The 18,869-nt window shown below is 65.8% G+C and carries 14 protein-coding genes; 4 read left to right on the forward strand and 10 right to left on the reverse strand.

Translation table 11 applies throughout. From position 1 onward, the window contains the following. Window positions 1-112: 112 nt before the first annotated feature. The gene (locus tag ACFPZ3_RS61910; RefSeq protein WP_379523783.1) at window positions 113-592 is read right to left on the reverse strand and encodes a hypothetical protein; all 480 of its coding nucleotides are present in this window, start codon (window positions 590-592) and stop codon (window positions 113-115) included. A 282-nt stretch (window positions 593-874) separates the two neighbouring features. Here ACFPZ3_RS61910 and ACFPZ3_RS61915 point away from each other — a divergent pair, with 282 nt between their 5' ends. Further along, complete coding sequence (locus tag ACFPZ3_RS61915) at window positions 875-1,078, forward strand: hypothetical protein (protein ID WP_379523784.1); 204 nt, start codon at window positions 875-877, stop codon at window positions 1,076-1,078. A 19-nt stretch (window positions 1,079-1,097) separates the two neighbouring features. Further along, window positions 1,098-1,328 (forward strand): hypothetical protein, encoded by a 231-nt coding sequence (locus ACFPZ3_RS61920; RefSeq protein ID WP_379523785.1) that lies wholly within the window; start codon window positions 1,098-1,100, stop codon window positions 1,326-1,328. Window positions 1,329-1,570: 242 nt separating this feature from the next. On the opposite strand, the gene ACFPZ3_RS61925 is transcribed toward ACFPZ3_RS61920, so the two are convergent. The 4 genes from ACFPZ3_RS61925 to ACFPZ3_RS61940 form a co-directional block, all read right to left on the reverse strand. After that, entirely contained in the window at window positions 1,571-3,535 is a 1,965-nt protein-coding gene (locus ACFPZ3_RS61925) for an NACHT domain-containing protein (protein ID WP_379523786.1), read from the reverse strand. 589 nt (window positions 3,536-4,124) lie between these two features. Beyond that, entirely contained in the window at window positions 4,125-5,045 is a 921-nt protein-coding gene (locus ACFPZ3_RS61930) for a 3-keto-alpha-glucoside-1,2-lyase-like domain-containing protein (RefSeq protein ID WP_379523787.1), read from the reverse strand. A gap of 6 nt (window positions 5,046-5,051) precedes the next feature. Continuing rightward, window positions 5,052-6,698: a hypothetical protein gene (locus tag ACFPZ3_RS61935; RefSeq protein WP_379523788.1), complete on the reverse strand. Its 1,647-nt coding sequence runs from the start codon at window positions 6,696-6,698 to the stop codon at window positions 5,052-5,054. A gap of 16 nt (window positions 6,699-6,714) precedes the next feature. Beyond that, window positions 6,715-7,776, reverse strand: a complete 1,062-nt coding sequence (locus ACFPZ3_RS61940; RefSeq protein WP_379523789.1) for an OmpA family protein — start codon at window positions 7,774-7,776, stop codon at window positions 6,715-6,717. A gap of 255 nt (window positions 7,777-8,031) precedes the next feature. On the opposite strand from ACFPZ3_RS61940, the gene ACFPZ3_RS61945 reads away from it, so the two are divergent. Both ACFPZ3_RS61945 and ACFPZ3_RS61950 read left to right on the forward strand, forming a co-directional pair. Further along, window positions 8,032-11,919 (forward strand): nSTAND1 domain-containing NTPase, encoded by a 3,888-nt coding sequence (locus ACFPZ3_RS61945; protein ID WP_379523790.1) that lies wholly within the window; start codon window positions 8,032-8,034, stop codon window positions 11,917-11,919. A 51-nt stretch (window positions 11,920-11,970) separates the two neighbouring features. Beyond that, window positions 11,971-12,402: a hypothetical protein gene (locus ACFPZ3_RS61950; RefSeq protein ID WP_379523791.1), complete on the forward strand. Its 432-nt coding sequence runs from the start codon at window positions 11,971-11,973 to the stop codon at window positions 12,400-12,402. A 350-nt stretch (window positions 12,403-12,752) separates the two neighbouring features. On the opposite strand, the gene ACFPZ3_RS61955 is transcribed toward ACFPZ3_RS61950, so the two are convergent. The 5 genes from ACFPZ3_RS61955 to ACFPZ3_RS61975 all read right to left on the reverse strand — a co-directional run bounded on the left by ACFPZ3_RS61955 (window position 12,753) and on the right by ACFPZ3_RS61975 (window position 18,666). Further along, complete coding sequence (locus ACFPZ3_RS61955; RefSeq protein ID WP_379523792.1) at window positions 12,753-12,920, reverse strand: hypothetical protein; 168 nt, start codon at window positions 12,918-12,920, stop codon at window positions 12,753-12,755. A 66-nt stretch (window positions 12,921-12,986) separates the two neighbouring features. Further along, the gene (locus ACFPZ3_RS61960) at window positions 12,987-13,820 is read right to left on the reverse strand and encodes a helix-turn-helix domain-containing protein (protein ID WP_379523793.1); all 834 of its coding nucleotides are present in this window, start codon (window positions 13,818-13,820) and stop codon (window positions 12,987-12,989) included. Between the two features lie 246 nt (window positions 13,821-14,066). Then, a complete protein-coding gene (locus ACFPZ3_RS61965; protein WP_379523794.1) occupies window positions 14,067-17,216 on the reverse strand; it encodes a type I restriction endonuclease subunit R in 3,150 nt (1,049 codons plus the stop codon). Further along, window positions 17,216-18,412, reverse strand: coding sequence for a restriction endonuclease subunit S (locus ACFPZ3_RS61970; RefSeq protein ID WP_379523795.1), 1,197 nt, complete (start codon window positions 18,410-18,412; stop codon window positions 17,216-17,218). Before ACFPZ3_RS61970 ends, ACFPZ3_RS61965 begins: the two co-directional genes overlap by 1 nt. Beyond that, window positions 18,409-18,666, reverse strand: a complete 258-nt coding sequence (locus ACFPZ3_RS61975) for a hypothetical protein (RefSeq protein WP_379523796.1) — start codon at window positions 18,664-18,666, stop codon at window positions 18,409-18,411. Before ACFPZ3_RS61975 ends, ACFPZ3_RS61970 begins: the two co-directional genes overlap by 4 nt. Window positions 18,667-18,869: the final 203 nt, after the last annotated feature.

Below are 18,869 nucleotides of genomic sequence, written 5' to 3' on the forward strand. Positions count from 1 at the left end.
GGCGGCCGGACACGGAGACCGAGGTGTGGTTCGGCCAACCGCCGCGCCTGCTAACAGGCCCCGTGGCCAGAGGCGTCGGACGGCCTGCCCCGGGGCGTTTCACGGGCTGGCGTCAGAGGAGCGTGCTGGGCTTGCGCCAGTCGTCGCCGGGCCTGCGAATGTCGCCCGGGTGCTCCACGTCGCGCACCGCGTAGTCGTCGCCGTCCCCGATCGTGGCGTACTCCAGGCCCGTGCCCTTGACCAGCTCGAACCTGTCCTCGTCCGCGTAGGCGCGGACCATCTGATACGACACCTCCACCGCGTTGTGTTCGCTTAGAAGACGGTCGAAGATCCGTTTGACGGTGTGGCGTTGTTTACGCGGGGCGTCCAGGTCTGCCCTCAGCATCTGATCAATGAGGATCTTGTAAGGGTCCAGGCGGGTCGCCCGCGGCTTCATCGTCTTTCGCTGCTCAGGCCACACCTGCTTCAGCGCCAGCGCGACCGTGTTGCGACTGACTCGGTACTTCATCGCGATCTGGCGGCCCGACAGGCCGGCTCTGGACTCCCGTCGAATCGCTGCGAACAGCTCGACCTTGGACATCGATCGCGACACCGACGCCTCCTCACGCGGAGTAGCGCATCGATAATCTCACCGCAACCACGCCGGTGGCTCTCAAACTCATCAACACCGGCAGATTTCCTCAGCCTCACTCAGAGCCGCTGACCAACATCCGGCTCCGGAACTCGCTGACAGAACCACGTCTGGGACGGACAACCCGGTACCGGCTCGGGCGGGACGGCCGAGGTCGTGCACGAGGCCCGGGAACGCGGCTTCCCCGTGACCGTCATCTGGCCCGAGGGCGCCGCAAGAGGGTAAGCGCCGAAGAGATCAAGCTTGAGATTTAACCTGACCAGCCGTCGTATTAGACCTCAGCACCGACACCGTTACCACGCCTCGCCGCTGCTGGAGAAGGTGCTGGCCTACCCGACCTCCCTGTCGCGACCGGTCTACATCGACGGCCAGGAGCCGTCAGGCTGGTGGTCGCAGGCCGGACACGCCGACGAGGAAATGGACGGCGGGTACGGCAACAACGACTAGTGCACGGCATCGCGGGACCTTGGCCGTTCTATCCCTCCCCGCCCGGCACAGCGTTCAGGTGCCGGGACAGAACGACGCCATCGCAGTGTTCACACGCTGGCTGGACACCTTCGGCTGCCTCTACTGGATCACCCGCGATCTGCTCTCCGAGGCCGAGCCACCTGTGGCGGTGGCCGCGCACCCGTCCTGGAGCTACGGAGAGCCCAGCATCGCCCGCGCCCCAGCAGATGGCCGCAATCGCCCTGAGTAACCCAGCCGGTCGACTCGCAGCAGAGGACACCGTCGTGCGCGTTCTTACCGACTCGGCCTGTCTTGGCCGGATCACCGACGCCTCGCTGTGCCACGGCTGGCCTGCTGACCATCACCAGCGCTATCGCCGACGACAGCACCACTCCGGACCGATTCATCCGCTCGGTCTCGGCGCCCAGGACCACGTTGTTCGGGGCTTTCAGGCCGCCGCCCGCGCGGATCGTGGCGACGTAGAGCGAGGGGCTATTCCTTGTGGGTCAGCTGTTGTCTCAGGAGATCGTGACGGAAGTAGTACAGGTCGCCAACTCTTCTGAGCACACCGCGCTGATAGCCGTCCTCGAGGAACGTAGCCACCCGCCAGGGCAGGCGGCCGGACGCGGCGAGCATGGCGCGGGCCAGGAAGAAGTGGAGGCGGGAGGCGGACAGGACGGATACAGCGAGAATGGTCACGAGGGCGGCCAAGGTGAGCGTGTACGGGGAGACAGACGGCCGGGTGACGGCCGTGTGCACGACGGCCATGTCAAGCAGCCCTACCTGCACGGCGGTCAGGCCGCGGGAGAGCGTCACCTGGAGCCAGAGCGCGGCCCCTAGCGCGATGACCACCGCCTGATCGGCTCTCAGGTCAGCGCCCATCGTGAGAAGACCGAGGACGAAGGCGAAGAGGGCCGATGTCGCGGTCCACGACGTTATTTGGCTCGAGGGGGGCGGTTCTCGACGGTCTTGAACGAAAACGTAGACGAAGGTGGCCATGGCCATGGCCGTTCCGAGGAGGGCGCCCGTGGCGGGGCCAGCTGCTATGTCGAAGGCCGTACCAGCGCACAGCCCTGACAGGAGACCGAGGACCATGCCGTAGATCGAGGGTGGGACGACGTCGATCAGCCCCAGCGAGGAGATGCCCCGCCGACCAAAGTATCGGGCCAGGAAGGATAGCCAGTGATGCGCGGCGTCCGAGCGCCAGGCGAGGTTGGGCTGCTCATACGCGCTGGAGCGGCCGGAGCGACTTGGGTAGCCGGATGGGCGGCGACCGCAGTGGCGGGCCGATCCGGAGTAGAGCGCTGGCACAAGTTCATTGAGGAGATGGGCCTCAAGATCGCGTCTGGTCGTGAAGGTGAGTAAGTGGTCGGGGTTCGCCGCCCGTTCGGCGTAGGCCACGCGGGCTAGCGAGAGGGCCAGCGGAGTCGATAAGCCGCGGGCGAGTTCGCTGTCCGGGTTAGCGGACAGTTCGGCGAACACGTTGGACCATTCAGGCAGCCGGGCCGGTTTCGTGGTGATGGTCAGGTAGCCACGGATGGCGGCGGCGTCGAGCGGCTTGATCTCGATGACGGCCGCCGCCGTGAGGACGTCCGCCTGCTGGGATTCAACGGTGGCTAGATATTCCGCGGTACGGCTGGTCAGGACAAGGGGATACCTGGCGCTGAAGGCGGCGTTGATCTGGGTGAGAGCCTGCTCCCGTTCGGAGGCGGGCATCTCGTCAAGGCCGTCCAAGATGAGCAGGAGCCGATTCAGAGGAAGCGGCTCGGCGGGGTCACAGTCGTAGTCCTCCACCAGACGGGCGTAGATCCAGCCAGCGATGGGCTGGTTGGAGGGAGTCCACGTCGAGAGCCGCAGGATGACGGGAACGGGGTCGGCTTGCTCGCGGGCGGACAGACAGGCTAGGACGAAGCGCATCACCAGCGAAGTTTTGCCGGCGCCGGGTTCACCGAGCACGACCAAGCGCGTCCGGGGAAGTTTGGTGTGAACCGTGTGATAGAGGTCGTCTAGGCTGCCGTCGAGGTCGATGGGCAGGTCATTGCCACCGATGACCCGCCAGTGGTCGCTGACCGGCGGGCCAACCGTACGCCAGGTGACGGGCAGAGGCTCCGGGTCCAAGAGACGCTGCCGCAGTTCCTCCGACTTCCATACCTGCTCCACCTTGACGGCCAGCCGCTTGGCACGCGCCGCTACAGCATCCGCCCCGGGCTCGGCCACGTCCAACGTACCGAGATCACCCTTGCGCTTGGCCCGCTGTCGTAACCAGCCGATCGTTGCCGCCGAGGCGATCAGGGTGGTGACGACGAAGCTAAAAATGCTGGCCCACTGGTCGGCGTACTCGCGGCCCTGAGAGACGAAGAACACGACCACAGCGATGGCCACGAATGGCACGAGGATGGACGTGGCGACCAATGCCCACCAGTACCACCCACGAAAATCCGAGTCTGAGCGCGCCACGCCAGCCGACTCTACTAGAGGACACATCGGCCTGCCCGCTAGCGCTTAATGCCGTGACCTGCGACGGCACGCCGCCGTTACCTCCAGGACAGCCGAATTACCCCGCCTTCCGCAGCTCGTAGACAAACGGAAGCCGGAATACAGCGCTTGACCTGGGAGAACGGGCATGACAAAGGAGTGGGGCGTGTGCCTACGGCCCGCTCTCACGTTTCCGCAGGTCAGACGTTTTCGCCGAGCGCTGCGACGGCGTGTCGCCCCTGACTTTGCTGCAAGTCTCCGATGTGTGTCCACACCGAGGAACCAACATCATTGTTCCGCCTCGGACAGGCCACAACAAGTCTTGATCTTCTCGTGTCGAGACGGCATCCTTGCAGGTCAGAGGCAATCAAGGCGTCCGGCGATGCTGTAGGCACACGCCATACTCGCCAGTAACTCTATTCTGCCTGGTCAGACACCGTTTCCGCACTCCCGTGTGACCACCAACTGCGGAGCCCGGGATTACGTCGAACGCGGGTTGGGGCGTGTCGCTTTTCGACCGCCTGCCGTCCGCCGCACAGGAAGAATGGTGGCGCAGGAGCTCAATCGCAGCTTACGCAGCCGTCACCTTGAAGTTCTTGACGTTGATCTGTGCTCGGCGACTCCACAAACCCACGCGCCCACCGGTGGGGTAGCGAGTGTCGGTGACCTGGAGCGTCAGCCGACCGTCTATGAACAGCTTGAGTTCATTGCCTCGTGCTTCCACGCGGTAGTGGTGCCAGGAGGATTTCGGCCGGAACGCCGTGGCCTCTATCACCTTGGGCTGATCTTCGGCAGGCCATAGCACCGCGGCAAAGTTCGCGGCCCGGCCGGTGCCGCAGGAAAACAGGCCAGAGGCGGCGCAGTGTCCGAGCCCGTAGCCATATCCCTCGGCGTCGTCCTGAGCACGCACGACCAGACCGAATGAGGCATAACCGGAGATGAGCCCGGCATCGGAGTAGCGGAGGAGCTGGATATCCGCGTCCACATCGTAGTCGCTCACGTCATCCAAGATCAGCGGGGCAGAGGTAGTCATTTCATGGCTGTAGGAGGTTCCGTCGTTGACGAGGCTGCCCTCTACCGCTCTCCAGCCTTCCGTTTCTGTCCAGCTGGCGATTCCTTGGGACCAATCGGCCGTGTACGGCAATGCGGCCGGACTCTCCAATGACTCCTCTGGGCTTGAACTCTCGCTTGAACTGGGGCTTGAACTGGGATTGAGACTCGATGCAGAGGCTCGCGAAGATTCCGGGTTTGATGGTGCGGGTGCCGACGAGGCTGTAGGGGAAGATTGGGTGGCAAGTGGCGTCACCGCCGCCAGCACCAGAGCGATAGGGGTGCACACGATGGTGCACACGAACCCGAGGCGCTCCATTGATCGCCAGAACTCGGTATGCGTCCGTGCGCGGCGGCGTCTCTTCGCAAGGATCATAACGACGAGGCCGGCCAGCAGCGCCGTACCACAGACCACGATGGCAAGAACCAGCAGCGTTAGCATGCGCTCTCAGCCTCGTACGTGCATGCCGGTGAGGACGACGCCGCCGGAGGTGTCCGTGGGGGAGGGAGTCACCAGCGCCATGATCAGCGCGGCGGCCAGCCCCACGAACGCGCCGGCTAGCGCCACGTATCCAATCCTGTGTGGAAGCGGCGGCGGCTCCGGCGGTGGTGAATCCGGCCCCTGGACCAGGGGGACGGGAACGAGTGCGGTGGGTCTTTCCGGGTGGACCTGGGCGAGCGCCCGGAGAACGGTCTGAGTGTTCTCCGGCGCCTGCGCAGGGAGAGCGGGCTCAGGTTCGGTCGTGATGTGTTCAGAGCCCACGGGCGAGCGCAGCGCACGCAGCGTCTTCTTCGCGTCCTGCAGCGACTCCCGCAGCCCGTCCAGGTCCTTTCCTGCCTGCTCCACCCGTTCCAAGCCTTCCTCCTGTATCGGCATGGGACGGGCGACGACGTCCTCAGGGCCTACCGGCACTGCGAGGCTCAAATCGGCGGCGGCCCACTCCATGGCCCGCCAGTAAGCGGCCATAACCCCCAGCCTGTCGTCGACGCCGTGGGCGCCGGCGAGCTTGGCAAGTGCGCGCGACTGTGCCGACCGCACCGCAGCGTCCTCCGCGTCCTGAACCGAGTCCTCGTAGCGATCCGCGAGTTCGGCCAGCCTCGCCGCATTGTCCCGCATTTGCTCGCCAAGATCGTTGCCCCGGGTGAGCAGGATGGTCACCGCTGCGAAGATCAGACAGATGAACAGCCCGGCAGCCATGCCGAAGATGGTGGCCTCGGGGACGGAGCGGCCAGCCACCCGCACCATCGACGCCACCCGCCCAGAGATCAACAGTACGTTGACGAGGATGATCACGAGCACGAGCCAGTAGGCGTGGCGAGTGGCGTGGTCCGCCGCCTCGATACTGGCCCTGATAGCGGCGTCTTGAGCGCGGGCGGCCTGGCCGGAGGGTACACGGCGATGAGAGCGGTGGAAATCGCGTAGCGTCGAGCGGCGCTCCCGGCTGGTGCGCTCGCGGCCCTGGTAGGCATGGAGCGTGTAGTCCATGGCGGTCGCCCAGATCACCGCGAGACACCCCGCGGCTGCCCACTTGAGTACCGCGATGGCAGAGTCGAGCGCGCCCAGGTTGAAGATGAACTCCCAATAGAGCGCCACGTCCAGGATCGCGATCATGCAGGCAAGGAACCGGACCCAGCCGCGATGCAGGGCCACGCTTTTGTGGTCGTTGTCTCCATCCGCTTCGCGGTCGGCGGCGAGCCGCTGATCGTCCTGCTGCACGGTAAGAGCCTCATCGGCCGATGGCAGGTCGGAGAGGATCCGTTGTCCGGAGTCAGCCTGTTCGATCGCCTTCTGCCCGCTGATCAGCATGCCGTTGTCGTGTAGGGCGGCTTTCCTGGACGCCTCCTCCTGCAGCTCCATCAGAGCGCCGCGGAAGGCCGCGGTCTGCGTGGCTCGCAACTCGTCGCCGGTCTTCGGCCCACCGGTCTGCGCGGATTTGATCGCGGTCGTGATGCTCAGCCCGATGGCCGTGATCGGCAGAGGAGGCAGCACCTGGCCGAGCGGCAACTGCTCCTCGCCGACGAGGCGGCCGCTCAGCTGTTGTTCCTGGCAGTAGGGGCATAGCGCGCTGTACGGCGCGAGTGTGGCATCGGTCATGATCGTATGTCCTTGGTCATTGGTCTCTCGCCTGTATGAAGTCGACGATGACCACCCGCTGTGCCTTGTCGGTGGCCGGTTTGTCGTTGTCGGCCCGGACATCCCAGCCCTTGCCGACGGTGCGGACGAGCTTGGGCGACACCCCCGCCTCGACGAGCAGGTCGGTGATCACCTGCGCCCGGTCTCTGGAAAGTGCCCTGGCGCTGTCCGCGTTGCCGCCGAACTTGGCGCAGTAGCCGGTGACCAGGACATGTGAGCCTGCGGCGTACGAGCCTATGATCTTTTTGATCTTGCTCTGCACGGCCTGAGGGTCAAGCAGCACGGCCGTCTCGGGGCGGAAGGCTGCTGCGTCAATCCGCCGCGGGCCGGGGTCGGTCTCGATGGACGGTATAGGGGCAAGCATGGAGGGATGGGCCCACGGCGGGGAGGTCTCCCGGTTGCGTACGGGATCTACGACTCGCGCGCCGAGCGCGGTGCCGAGCTCGACGATGAACTGCTCGCGCCACACCTCACTCCCCGCACTGAGCGGTTTCTGGCCCACCGGCGTGAGCAGGACCGGCCGGAGAACCACGCCTGACAGGTCGATGGTGCGGAGCGGGCCCTTCATGGCGTGTTCGACCGCCTGCTTGGGGTCGGCGGCCGTCAACCTCGCCATGTCCAGCGGGGGAACGGTCGAGCCGAGGACCGTAGTGGCCAGCGTCACGTCACGGCTGCCCTCCGCCGCCGCGTCCTCGGCGGCCTGCAGCGCCGCGTACAGGTCGAAGCCCCTGGCGCCGACCTTGCTGGCGGCGATGGCCTCGCCGAGGGATTCGAGCCGGCGATCCACCCCCAGCCTGCGCAGCTTGTCATCGCCCTCGGACTGGCCGCCCCGTGTAATGAGCAAGTTGATGCGCCCGATCTCGGCGACCGTCCGGCCGGCCGCGTACACGCGCAGTTCGCCGCCGCCGCTGCCGGCCAGTGCGTGGGCTCTGGCACGGACTTGCTGGGGGACCAGCCCCGCGACGCGGTCGGTCTTCTCGGCGATCATCACGATCTTCGCCGGGGCGGGCCCGCAGGCGCAGCTCGTGGATGTGATCACGAGGAGGATCACCACCACGGCCGCCGCTGCCGTCGCCCCGCCCAGTAGTGCCCACAGCCTGTTTCGAATGTTGGATCTTCGTTGACCCGCCATCGCGTGCCTCCGGATACGTGAGACTCCAGGGTGCGGGAGCCGGGGCTCTTTCCTCCACTCTTGGATGGATAGTCGGACAACGTCGGACATGTTCGAGACGACGGAAATCCAGGCCAGGAGGGTTACTCTGGTCCCGGGGCCCATGGCTGAGAAGAGATCGTCATGTCTGACGACGTGCGAGAGATCTCCTCCAAAGAGGAGTTCGGCAGGGCGCTGACCACTCTGCGGGAGCGGGCCGGGCTGAGTATTCGGCGCGTCGCGGAGGCCGTGGACATACCGGTCAGCACGGCTGGCGACTACTTCGGCGGAGCGCACCTACCGAAGGTGTCCCAAGTGCACATTCTGACCGCGATCCTGCGCGAGTGCGGTGTGACTGACGCGGACGCCCTCGCGCAGTGGCAGGACAAGCTTCTCGAGCTCCGACGCCTGCCGGGCCGTCGCTCCTCCAGCGCCCTGGCCCCCTACCGGGGGCTGGAGAGCTTCCAGACTGCGGACGTCGACTGGTTCTACGGCAGAGAGCGGCTCACCTCGCTGCTCGTCGACAACCTGCGCGACAAGCTGACCGGAAATAAGGGTCCGCTGGTGGCGGTGGGCCCGTCCGGGGCGGGCAAGTCCTCGGTGCTGCGCGCCGGGCTGATTCCCGCGCTGCGCGGCAGTGCGCTCGACTGGCCGGTCCTCCTGCTCACACCCGGCGCTCACCCGATCCGCACCTTGGCCGGTCAGCTCGCACCTCTCACCGGGGAGCGGAGCGAGAAGGTCGAGGCGGTCCTGCGCGCCACTCCCCAGTTATGCGGCGAAGTCTGCCGGAAGGGCGGCCACCTGGTGATCGTGGTCGACCAGTTCGAGGAGACCTTCACCGAGTGCGATGACGCCGAGGAGCGCTGGGCGTTCGTGAGGGCGCTGTGCTCGGCTGCCGGACAGGACGATGCGGATGAGGTGCCGGCGCTCGCCGTGCTCGGCGTGCGTGCCGACTTCTACTCCCACCTGCTCCAGTTCCCGCAGCTTGCCGGGGCCGCGCAAGATGGCCAGGTCGTCATCGGCCCGATGACCGAGGAAGAGTTACGCCAGGCGATAGTCAAGCCTGCGGGGAAAGCCGGGCTCGACATCGAACAGGGGCTGGTCGAGCTTCTCTTGCGAGACCTGGCACCGGTGAACGCCGGCCGCGTCTCGGGCGCCGCGCACGACGCGGGCGCGCTGCCGTTGCTCTCCCACGCACTGCTGATGACCTGGCGTGGAGGTCGAGGCCGCAAGCTCACGGTGATGGACTACGGTGAGTGCGGTGGCATCAGCGGCGCCGTCGCCGAAACGGCAGAACAGGCATACGCGGCGCTGACCGAGGACCAGCGAGCCCTGGCCAGGCGAATCTTCCTGCGCCTGGTCCGGGTCGCAGAGGACACCGCCGACACCAGACACCGGATCGCGATCGCGACACTGCTGCGCGACTTCGGCCCCGACTCCTCCCCGAAGGTCCAGCTCGTCCTGGACGGGTTCGTGGAACAGCGCCTGCTCACGGTCCATCTGGACGGTGTCGAGATCTCCCACGAGGCTCTCATCAGTGCATGGCCGCGGCTGCGATCCTGGATCGAGGACGATCGCGAGGGGCTGATCGCCGCTCAACGTTTCATCGACACCGCGGCCGCATGGCAACGGGAGCAGTTCGATCCTGGCCTGCTCTATCAGGGGGCTCGCCTGATCGCGGTGCGCGAATGGCTGGAGGCCGATCATCACGACACGTTGACCGCGCTGGCTCACGAGTTCCTCCAAGCCTGCCTCGCACGAGAGGAGGAAGGGGTACGGCAGGCGAGGACGCGGACCCGGCGGCTGCGTGCCATGGTCGCTGGGCTGGCGGTGCTCGTGTCCATGGCCCTGGTGGCCACCGTACTCGCGCTGCGCAGCCAGCAGGAGCTCAAGGAGCAGCGTGATGTCGCGATATCGCGTCAGGTCGCCTCCACCTCCGATCGGCTGCGGAGCAGCGATCCCGCGCTGTCAGCGCAGCTGGCGTTGGCCGCCTATCGGATCGCGCCGACGGCGGAAGCCCGGTCCAGCCTGCTGAGCTCGTATGCAGGGCCATCGGTGACCCGTCTGCTGAGTCCCGTCGGCATCCCGCAGCGCGTGGCCATCACCTCCGACGGGAGCCTCATGGCGCGTGGTGGGGCCGAGCCGGGCGATCCCATGCTCAGGCTCTGGCGGCTCACCGACGATCACAAACCCGCTCCGATGAGTCAGTTGAGCATCGGCCCGGTGCGCCAACTCGCCTTCAGCCCCGAAGGCAGCACCCTCGCGGTCATCGGCGCCGACGACACTCTCCGTCTGTGGGACGTCACCGATCCGGCCGCGCCGACGCCGCTCTCCCCGCCGATAGCGGGACCGGGGAAGGACGCGCTGGCGATCACGTACGGCTCCGGTGTTCTGGCTGCGGGCGGGACCGGCGACACGGTATCGATGTACGACGTCACCGATCCGCGGCGGCCCGCGCTCCTCGGCTCGCGGCTCACCGGTCCCACCAAAGATGTGCAGGCGCTCGCCCTCAGCCCGGACGGGACGTTCCTGGCGGCAGGAAGCGCTGATCACACGGTACGGCTATGGAACGTCCGAGACCCGCGTAACCCCGTGCGGGTGGGGCCAGTGATCAAGGACCCGAGCAGCGTCCTGAGTCTCGCGTTCAGCCCCGACGGGTCGGCGCTCGCGGTGGCCGCCAGCGGGGAGCAGAAATCGGTGCGACTGTGGGACATCAGCAAGGCCGACCACCCGGTCCTCGTGGGCAGGCCGATCACGGGACCCGCGGGCCTGGTCAACGCCGTGGGCTTCAGCCCGGACGGGAAGACGCTCGCCGCGGGCAGTTCCGACAACAAAGCGTGGGTGTGGGATCTGGGCACCCGCCGGGTCACAGCGACCTTGCCACATCCGGCGCCGGTAACCAGCGTGCGGTTCTCCGCCGGTGGCATGCAGCTGATCAGCGGGAGCGAGGACGGCGTCACCCGGTTCTGGCAGTTGCCCGGCCCGCTCATCACCGACCCCGTCACCGATCCGCTGGACATCGTGTTTACCGCCGACATCAGCGCCGATGGTCGCCGGCTGCTGGCCGGGAGCTTCGGCGCGTCCTGCTTGATCCGGCTGTGGAACGTGACAGACCCGCGGCGTCCCCTCACCCTCAGTCCCGCGCTGCGCGCTCCGGCTGGCTGCCTGTCCGGCGCCGCAGCTCAGAGCCCGAACGGTCATCTCGTGGCCGCCGGCACTACCACAGGCCCCGTGTACGTCTGGGACGTGCGCGACCCACGTACGCCCAGGCTGCTACCCAAGCCGCTGATCGGTGCTGTCGACAATGTCGAGTCGGTCGCCTTCAGCCCGGACGGCACCACGGTGGCGGCGGCCGCCGACGACGACGCGCTGCGCCTGTGGGACATCACCACTCCGGGCGATCCTGTCGCACTCGCCACGCTGGATGAGCCGGAAGCCGAGGTGTACGCGACGACGTTCAGCGCGGATGGCAGGCTTCTGGCGGCGGGCAGCGGCGACAAGAAAGCCTGGCTGTGGGACATCAAGAATCGCCGGCGGCCCATCAAGATCGGTGAGTTGTCCGGCCATCGCCAAGAGGTCTACTCCGTTGCGCTCAACCCGCGCGCACCCATCCTCGCGGCCGGCAGCGCCGACAAGACCATCCAACTGTGGGACATTAGCGGGCAGCCCAGGCGTCTCGGTGTGCCCCTGACAGGGCCGAACAACACCATTTACTGGCTGGATTTCAGCCCTGACGGCGACACCCTGGCCGCCGGAGGCGGAGACGGCACCGTGTGGCTGTGGGATGTCCGCGACCCGGAAAAGCCGGTGACGTATGCGACCCTCGCCGGCGCGAGCAGCGCTGTATGGATGGTGAGCTTCAGCCCCGATGGCCGCCTGCTGTCCGCCGGCGGAGCTGACGCGACCGTACGCCTGTGGATGACTGACCCGGAGCAGGTGGCCAGGCACCTCTGCACACGAGCCGGTGACCCGCTGACCACCGCAGAATGGGACCGCTATGTGCCGGATGCACCCCATGATCCGCCCTGCTGATGGGGCCCACCGCAACCGGCGCCGATTCAGAAGAACACGGAAGCCCTGGTCATGAGTGTGGCGTTGGCGGGGTTCAGGTCCGTGGTCTGGAACAGCTGGTACCTCACTCTCATAGAGCGCATCCCTGATCTCCCTGACCAGTTCGGGACTGATCTCGATGGTTCCTTCTCCGCCTTTTCCAGTCTTCTCGTTGAGTACGGCTTCCAGGTCGACTTTGGCGAGTCCCGAAACTGTCGGAGGGCGAAGCAGCGCGCCGACATGGTTGCCCAGCAGAAGGAACGAGGCTCGATCCGCTCCGCTGCAGTCGCCAAGGCCTTCGCGAAGGTCCCGCACGAAAAGTTCGCTCCTGAAGGCCGTATCGCCATCAGTGGCCACCGCGGCCTCCCGGCCGCCGTCGAGCAGCAAGTCGATCGCCTAATCCGAGAAGCGTTCGCCGAACTCGTGGAGGAACTGGGGGTTGAGGAGGAACTCCTCGGGAATTAGCGGTAGCGATCACGCTCAACCCGGCTGGTAGCACGTCGCGAGACCAGTGACATGACGGAGTCCAGCGGCGAGAGAGCTGGCCTTCCTGCGAATCCTGCGCTGCGGCCAGATCATCACCGGTACGCCACCGAGATCGCCAATGCCGACCGGCCCACCCTGGCCGAACCTGCGGGCCGTGGACAACTGCCAAGCGGTCGGTAGACCCTTAAACCTCCTTGCCCATTCGCCGATGTCCGAGAAGGGGGGCTGTATGAGTCCGGTCTGCGGCGCGACGGTGAAAAGATGGTGAAGGGTGTCAAAACTCGGCCCAAGGCCCTGACCTGCCTCTTTCATGACTGCAACCCCGTTGGTCAGCCGGCTCGCTGGTACTCGTTGATCAGCCCGCCGAGAACGTGACGACGCTCGATCCGGCCCAGCGGCAGCGGGATCACGTCGGAGCCATCATTGGTGGGAGCTCGGAGGGCGAGGGAACGGTGCGGCCGGTGGCGATTGTCATGATCGGCGTATTCGTCCAGCACGATGCGAAGGTGCCGTTCGCCGAAGATCAGCAGCCGGTCGGTGCATTCCGCGCGGGCGGTGCGGACCTATCGCTCGGCAAACGCATTCGCGCGAGGCGCCCGCGGCGGGAGGTTCAGCACGTGAATGCCGTCGCCTGCGAAGACCTCGTCGAAGCTGCTGGTGAACTTGGTGTCCCGATCCCGGATCAGGAACCGGAACGTCCCGGCCCGGCCCTTCAGGTCGGCGAGAAGGTTACGGGCTTGCTGGGCAACCCAAGCGCCATCAGGGTGCGCGGTGACGCCGAGCACGTGCACGAACCGGGTGCCGACCTGCACCACGAAGAAGACGTACAACCGGCGCAGCGTGACGGTGTCCACCGTGAAGGAATCACAAGCCAGCGTGCTCGCGGCGTGGGTGCGGAGGAAATCGCGCCAGCGGTCATCGGCACGTCGCGGCGCCGGACCCAAGCGCCCCCGTTTCAGGATGCGGCGGATCGTCGCACCGCTCACCTGATGGCCCAGATGCCGCAGTTCGCCACGGATATGTTCGTAGCCCCAGCGAGGGTTCTCCCGTGCCAGCTTCTGGATCAACGCCACGACCGCCGGATCGGTCGCAGGCCGTCCTATCCTCCGGTGCGGGTAGGTCCAGTGGCGTGCGATCAGACACCGGTGCCGGCGCAGCAGCGTCCCCGGTGCCACCGGTCGGTGAGCACGCAGCACCGCCGGCAGTCCCCTGGCCAGCGCGGACAGCACCGCTCGATCCGCCCACGACAGCCTCGGACGGCCAATCTGACGGCGCAGCACGGCGACCTCGTGCCGCAGGACGAGGAACTCCATGTTCTTGAACGCGTCGCTACGGGGCATCAGCGTCAGCCCACCCACGATGCGGCAGAAGATCAGATAGAAGAGACGGAGCGTCACGAGCCTCGAGCATGCCTGACCCAGGCCACTGCTTAGGCCAAGAAGCCGAGACAAACCCCGCAGCTCACGACCGTGAACGGAGTATTGACACCCTTCAAGGTGACCGGCACCTCGGCAGGCGGCGCAATCAGCGATGCATAGCTCCACGGCTCCGACAAACCATCGGTGGTGACGGTGAGGAACTCGGGGCACTCCAGAGCCTCCAGCAGACCCGGAGCGGTTCCAGAGGAACTGTGAGGGGATGCCTCAAGATTCTGAGTGTGGCCGATCTGCCCCCTTATCGATCGCAGCCTCGTAGAATGCGTCGGCGAGCGCCATGATGATCCCTTTGATCGCAGGCCCATCGGTGAAGAAGTAGTCAGCCATGGTGTTGTGCGCCTCCTGGTTGGCGGCGACGACCTCGGTGACGGCGGACTGGAAGTCTTTCGACTCCATGAACTGCTTCTTCGAGTTCACCCGGGTCTGCTGGACCAGGTCCGGGTCGGCGAGCAGTCGCTGCACGAGCCCCTGCACGAACTCCCGGATCTGGGACTCGGCGAAGGACTCGGCGCCGAAGAGGTCGTTCATCTTGTCGATGACGACCTGGAGCGCGACGTACTTCGGCTCCTTCTTGGTGCCGGTGCCTGCTGCGCTGATACCCTTCAGCTCGCCGTCTCCGGTCAGCGAGATGTCAACCGCGATCTTCTTGGTGTGCTTCACCCCGACCAGGACCACGTCGGAAAGGTCGACGTCGGCGCTCCACGAGGACTCGGCGATGACCTTCTCCAGGAGCCGGAGGAAGATCGAGAGCATCTCCATGTACGAGTCGCCGTAGTCGACGATCTGGCTCATGAAGTCATAGAGCCGCACGTAGGTGGAGACGTCCTTGCGGAAGAGGTCGAGGGTGTTGAGCGTGACCTTGTCCTCGGCCTCGATCGCTACCGCGTAGCGACGCCGGAAGTCGTGCTGAGCTGGGCTGATGGCTGCCGAGAGCGCGTTGTTGCCCTTACGGGTGACCCACAGCTCGGCGACCTGGCGGACCTGCTCCTCGGTGTAGATCCCCGCCTGGGCGAGCTTGTTCGCAAGGTGTACAACAACGTACGGGTCGGTCTCGGTCTCCAGGGTGGCGTTGGTGAAGTACGGCTCGAAGGCGGCCCTGATGTCCTCGGGCTCGTTGGCGAAGTCGATGACGAACGTCTTGGCCTTCTGCTCCCCGCCGGCGGTGCGGTGGGTGCGGTTGAGCCGGGAGAGCGTCTGCACGGCGGTGACCCCGGAGAGCTTCTTGTCGACGTACATCGCCGAGAGCAGCGGCTGGTCGAAGCCGGTCTGGAACTTGTTGGCGACCAGCATGATCTTGTACGTCTCGCCCTTGAACGCAGCAGCCAGATCGGCGCCCGCTCCGGGGTTCATCTTGGCCTCGGTGAACTCGTCGTCCTCCGACGGCGTCGGCCCCCAATCCTGGCTCCACTCGTCGTTCTCGGTCATCGACACCGACCCAGAGAACGCGACTAAAGCCCGGTAGTTGTACGACGCGTCCTCGGCAGCCCGCTTGGCGATGTAGGCGTCGATCGCCTTCCTGTACTTCACCGCGGCCTTTCGAGAGTCGGTGACGATCATCGCCTTCGCCTTGCCCTCCAGCAGATGGGCGACGTTGGCGTGGAAGTGCTCGACGATGATCTGCACCTTCTGGCTGATGTTGGTCGGGTGCAGCTGCACCCAGCGCATCAGCCCCTTGCGCGCAGCCGACTCCTCGACCTCGCCACCGTCGCCGCTCTCGGCCTTGCCGGCGATCTTCAACGCGGTGTCGTAGGACTGGTAGCCCTTGAGCACGTCGAGGATGTAGCCCTCCTCGATCGCCTGCTTCATCGAGTACAGGTGGAACTCGCGCGGCTTGTCGTCCGGCCCCTTGCGGCCGAACAGCTCCAGGGTCTTGTTCTTTGGCGTTGCGGTGAAGGCGAAGTAGGAGACGTTCTCCGACTCGGCCCGTTCGGCCATCTCCGAGGCCAGGACCGCCTCGACGTCGATCGGAGCGCCGTCCTCGATCTCCTTGATCTCCTCGGCGGTCAGGACCTGCGTTAGTTTCGAAGACATCCGCCCAGACTGCGAAGAGTGCGCCTCGTCCGCGATGACGGCGAACCGCTTGCCCTTCAGGCTGGAGTCGGTCCGGATCTCATCGTGTGCGTGCGGGAAGGTCTGCATCGTCACCGCGATGATCAGCTCGCCGTTCTTCAGCGCCCGCGCGAGCAGGCCGGACTTCGACTTCGCACCGGCCTTGCGCACGTCCTCGGGGCTGATCGTCGCGACGATCTTCTTGCTGCCGTCAATCTGCCGGATCGCGTCCTGAAGCTGCCCGTCGAGCACCGTGCGGTCGACGACCACGATGACCGAGTCGAAGACCTTCTCATCATCGACGTGGAGCCGCGCGAGACGGTGCGCCGTCCAGGCGATCGTGTTTGTCTTCCCCGACCCCGCGGAGTGCTCGATCAGGTAACGCTGGCCGACACCCTCCTCAGCCACGGCGGCCACGATGTTCGTGACCGCCTCCCACTGGTGGAACCGTGGGAACAGCATGCTCGTGCGGCGCACCGACGTGCCGATCGTGACGTCCCACTCCTCCTTGGTCTCCACGATCACCAGCCGGCCGATGATGTTGAGCCAGGCGGGCTTCTCCCAGACCCGTTCCCATAGGTACGCCGTCGCCGCCCTCCCATCCGCGCCTGGCGGGTTCCCGGCATCTTCGTTGAAGCCGGTGTTGAACGGCAGGAATTGCGTCTTCTCACCCTCCAGCCGGGTGGTCATCGCGGCTAGGTTGTTGGAGACCGCGAAGTGGACTAGCGCCCGGTGCCCGAACGACAGCAGCGGCTCGCGCCGACCGTTGGTCAACGGGTTGCGGTCCTTGCGGTACTGCTGGATCGCCTCGTCTAGCGACTGGGTGAAGTCGGTCTTCAGCTCCACCGTCGCGACCGGGAGCCCGTTGACGAAGAACACCAGGTCGATGCTTCGCTGGTCGGCGGTCGAGAAACGCACCTGCCGCATCACCCGGACCCGCATCGCCGCACACTCGGCGTTCGTCGTCGCGTTCAGCGTCGTCTCGGGACGAAACTGCGCCATCTTCAACCGACCACCGCCGATGTACTGCACCCCGGTACGCAGGACGTTCAGCATCCCGCCACCGTGCTCCAGCGGCTTATCAAGCGCCGTGGCCAGTACGTCGAGAAACTTCGCCTGCGACCCAGCCGCCTTCAACGCCTTCTCGTACGCCGACTTCTGCGTCGCCTCCAGCCACGCGAACAGATCCTCGGGGAACAGCGCCCGTTCACGGTCATAGCCGGTGTCGTCCGCCGAGTACAGCCACCCGTGGGCCGCGAGGTGCTCGCAGATCTCCGTCTCGAAGACGATCTCGTTGTGGTCAGCCATCACGCGGCCTCTCGTACGTCGACCTGACCCGTCACGGCAGCGGTGATGAGTGCCGACCGGCGCTCGCGGGCGAGCTCGATCAGGCGCTGCGTCTCTGCGATGAGCGCGTCAATCTTCTCCGTCTGCTCGTCAAGATGGACCGCGATGCGATGCTGCTCAGCTACGGACGCCGCCGGCACCCGAAGACCCTTGATGTCATCGAGAGCGAGTTGTATCTTCGCCCCGCCTGCTGCTCCATGGTTAAGTTGGTCTTGGCCTGCGGTGGTCAGCATGAACCACCCCGCGAACCTTGAGTACAGGCGGTCTGAATCGAGGCGGCAGAGGGCCACATGCTGGCTCACATACGAACCGACCCAATCGCCATCGACCACGGCTACGGACCCCAGGTAGGCGGTGATGGAGAAGAGCAGGTCTCCTGCCTCCAGTATCGTCCGCGAGCCTTCGGTCACGTCAGCCGGGAGGCTAACGAACTGGATCTCGCCCCGGATGCTCAGGTTCGTACGAGGCAGATTTCCGATTCGCAGGAACCGCTCGCCGTCATCAGCGTAGTAGTCGCCCCAACCGCGGGACCCGCTCGTTAGGAACTTGATGTACCGGCGCAGTTGCACACTGGGCTCGCCGAGAGCATCGAAGGCTGCGTCCACAACCGCCTGCCGCCGCTCCCGGAGCATCTCGATCAGGCGCAGCTGCTCCTCGATGAGCGTGTCGATGCGGGCGGTCTCGTGGTCGAGGTAGTCGGCGATGGCGCGCTGCTCGTCGATCTCTGGAAGGAGCACGTCGATCGTCCGAAGGACGGTAAATGGGACCTCGGTCGTGCGAATGCCGCCGTGCTCACCTCCGGCTGAGATCCCACGCTCACGTGCGATGAGCTCGCTGGTGAACCACGAAGACTTCATAAGATGGATGATGTAGCGCGGATCCATGTCCTCCCGAGGACGCATCACTTCGTAGTGATAGGTGACCAGGCCATCCTCATGGGCGATGCCCATCGCGCCAGAGCGGATCTTCATCTTGTTGAAGACGATGTCCCCTTTGCGGCACACCTTGTAGGCGTCGAGTGACTCTGCTCGTTGAGGTGCGTCTGTCAGCTCGCTGCGTCGCACCACGCCCTTGGTCTGCGACACAGACATGAGCGGGAGATCAACGCCAGGGATCCGCTCATCGATCTTCTGCATTGCTGCGCCGAACCGGGTCATCCCTCGACCTCCCGCAAGAGGCCCAGGATCTTCGCGACCTGCTTCTCCAGGTCAGCGTCGATCTCGGCAAGTGGCCGCGGCGGGACGTACCTGTAGAAATGGCGGGTGAAGGGGATCTCGTAGCCGGTCTTGACCTTGGCCCAGTCGATCCAGGCGTTGGGGACGTGCGGCTTCACCTCGGTGTCGAAGTAGGTCTGGATGACCTCGACCTTGCCTGCCGCACCGGCCGTCGAGCCACCGTACGTGAACGGCACGTTTTCGGTGTCGCGCTTCTTGGGATCGGGCTTGGGCTTGCCCTTGCGGTCGACGACCGGCTGCCGGTCCTCGTCGAGGAGGGGGCGCTCGACGGTGATGGTCCAGTAGCCGAACTCGTCGACCTATGCGGATATCCGCATAGCTTGATCTATGCCGACATCGCGACTATGCCGAGTACCGAGCCGCAGGAGCTGGCTGAGCA

This window comes from Nonomuraea insulae (genome assembly GCF_042656245.1).

Excerpts from the sequence above, each read along its gene's own strand:
- ACFPZ3_RS61930 (WP_379523787.1), bottom strand. The coding sequence starts at position 5,045 with ATGCTAACGCTGCTGGTTCTTGCCATCGTGGTCTGTGGTACGGCGCTG.
- ACFPZ3_RS61945 (WP_379523790.1), top strand. The coding sequence starts at position 8,032 with ATGTCTGACGACGTGCGAGAGATCTCCTCCAAAGAGGAGTTCGGCAGG.
- ACFPZ3_RS61950 (WP_379523791.1), top strand. The coding sequence starts at position 11,971 with ATGAGTGTGGCGTTGGCGGGGTTCAGGTCCGTGGTCTGGAACAGCTGG.
- ACFPZ3_RS61965 (WP_379523794.1), bottom strand. The coding sequence starts at position 17,216 with ATGGCTGACCACAACGAGATCGTCTTCGAGACGGAGATCTGCGAGCAC.
- ACFPZ3_RS61970 (WP_379523795.1), bottom strand. The coding sequence starts at position 18,412 with ATGACCCGGTTCGGCGCAGCAATGCAGAAGATCGATGAGCGGATCCCT.
- ACFPZ3_RS61935 (WP_379523788.1), bottom strand. The coding sequence starts at position 6,698 with ATGACCGATGCCACACTCGCGCCGTACAGCGCGCTATGCCCCTACTGC.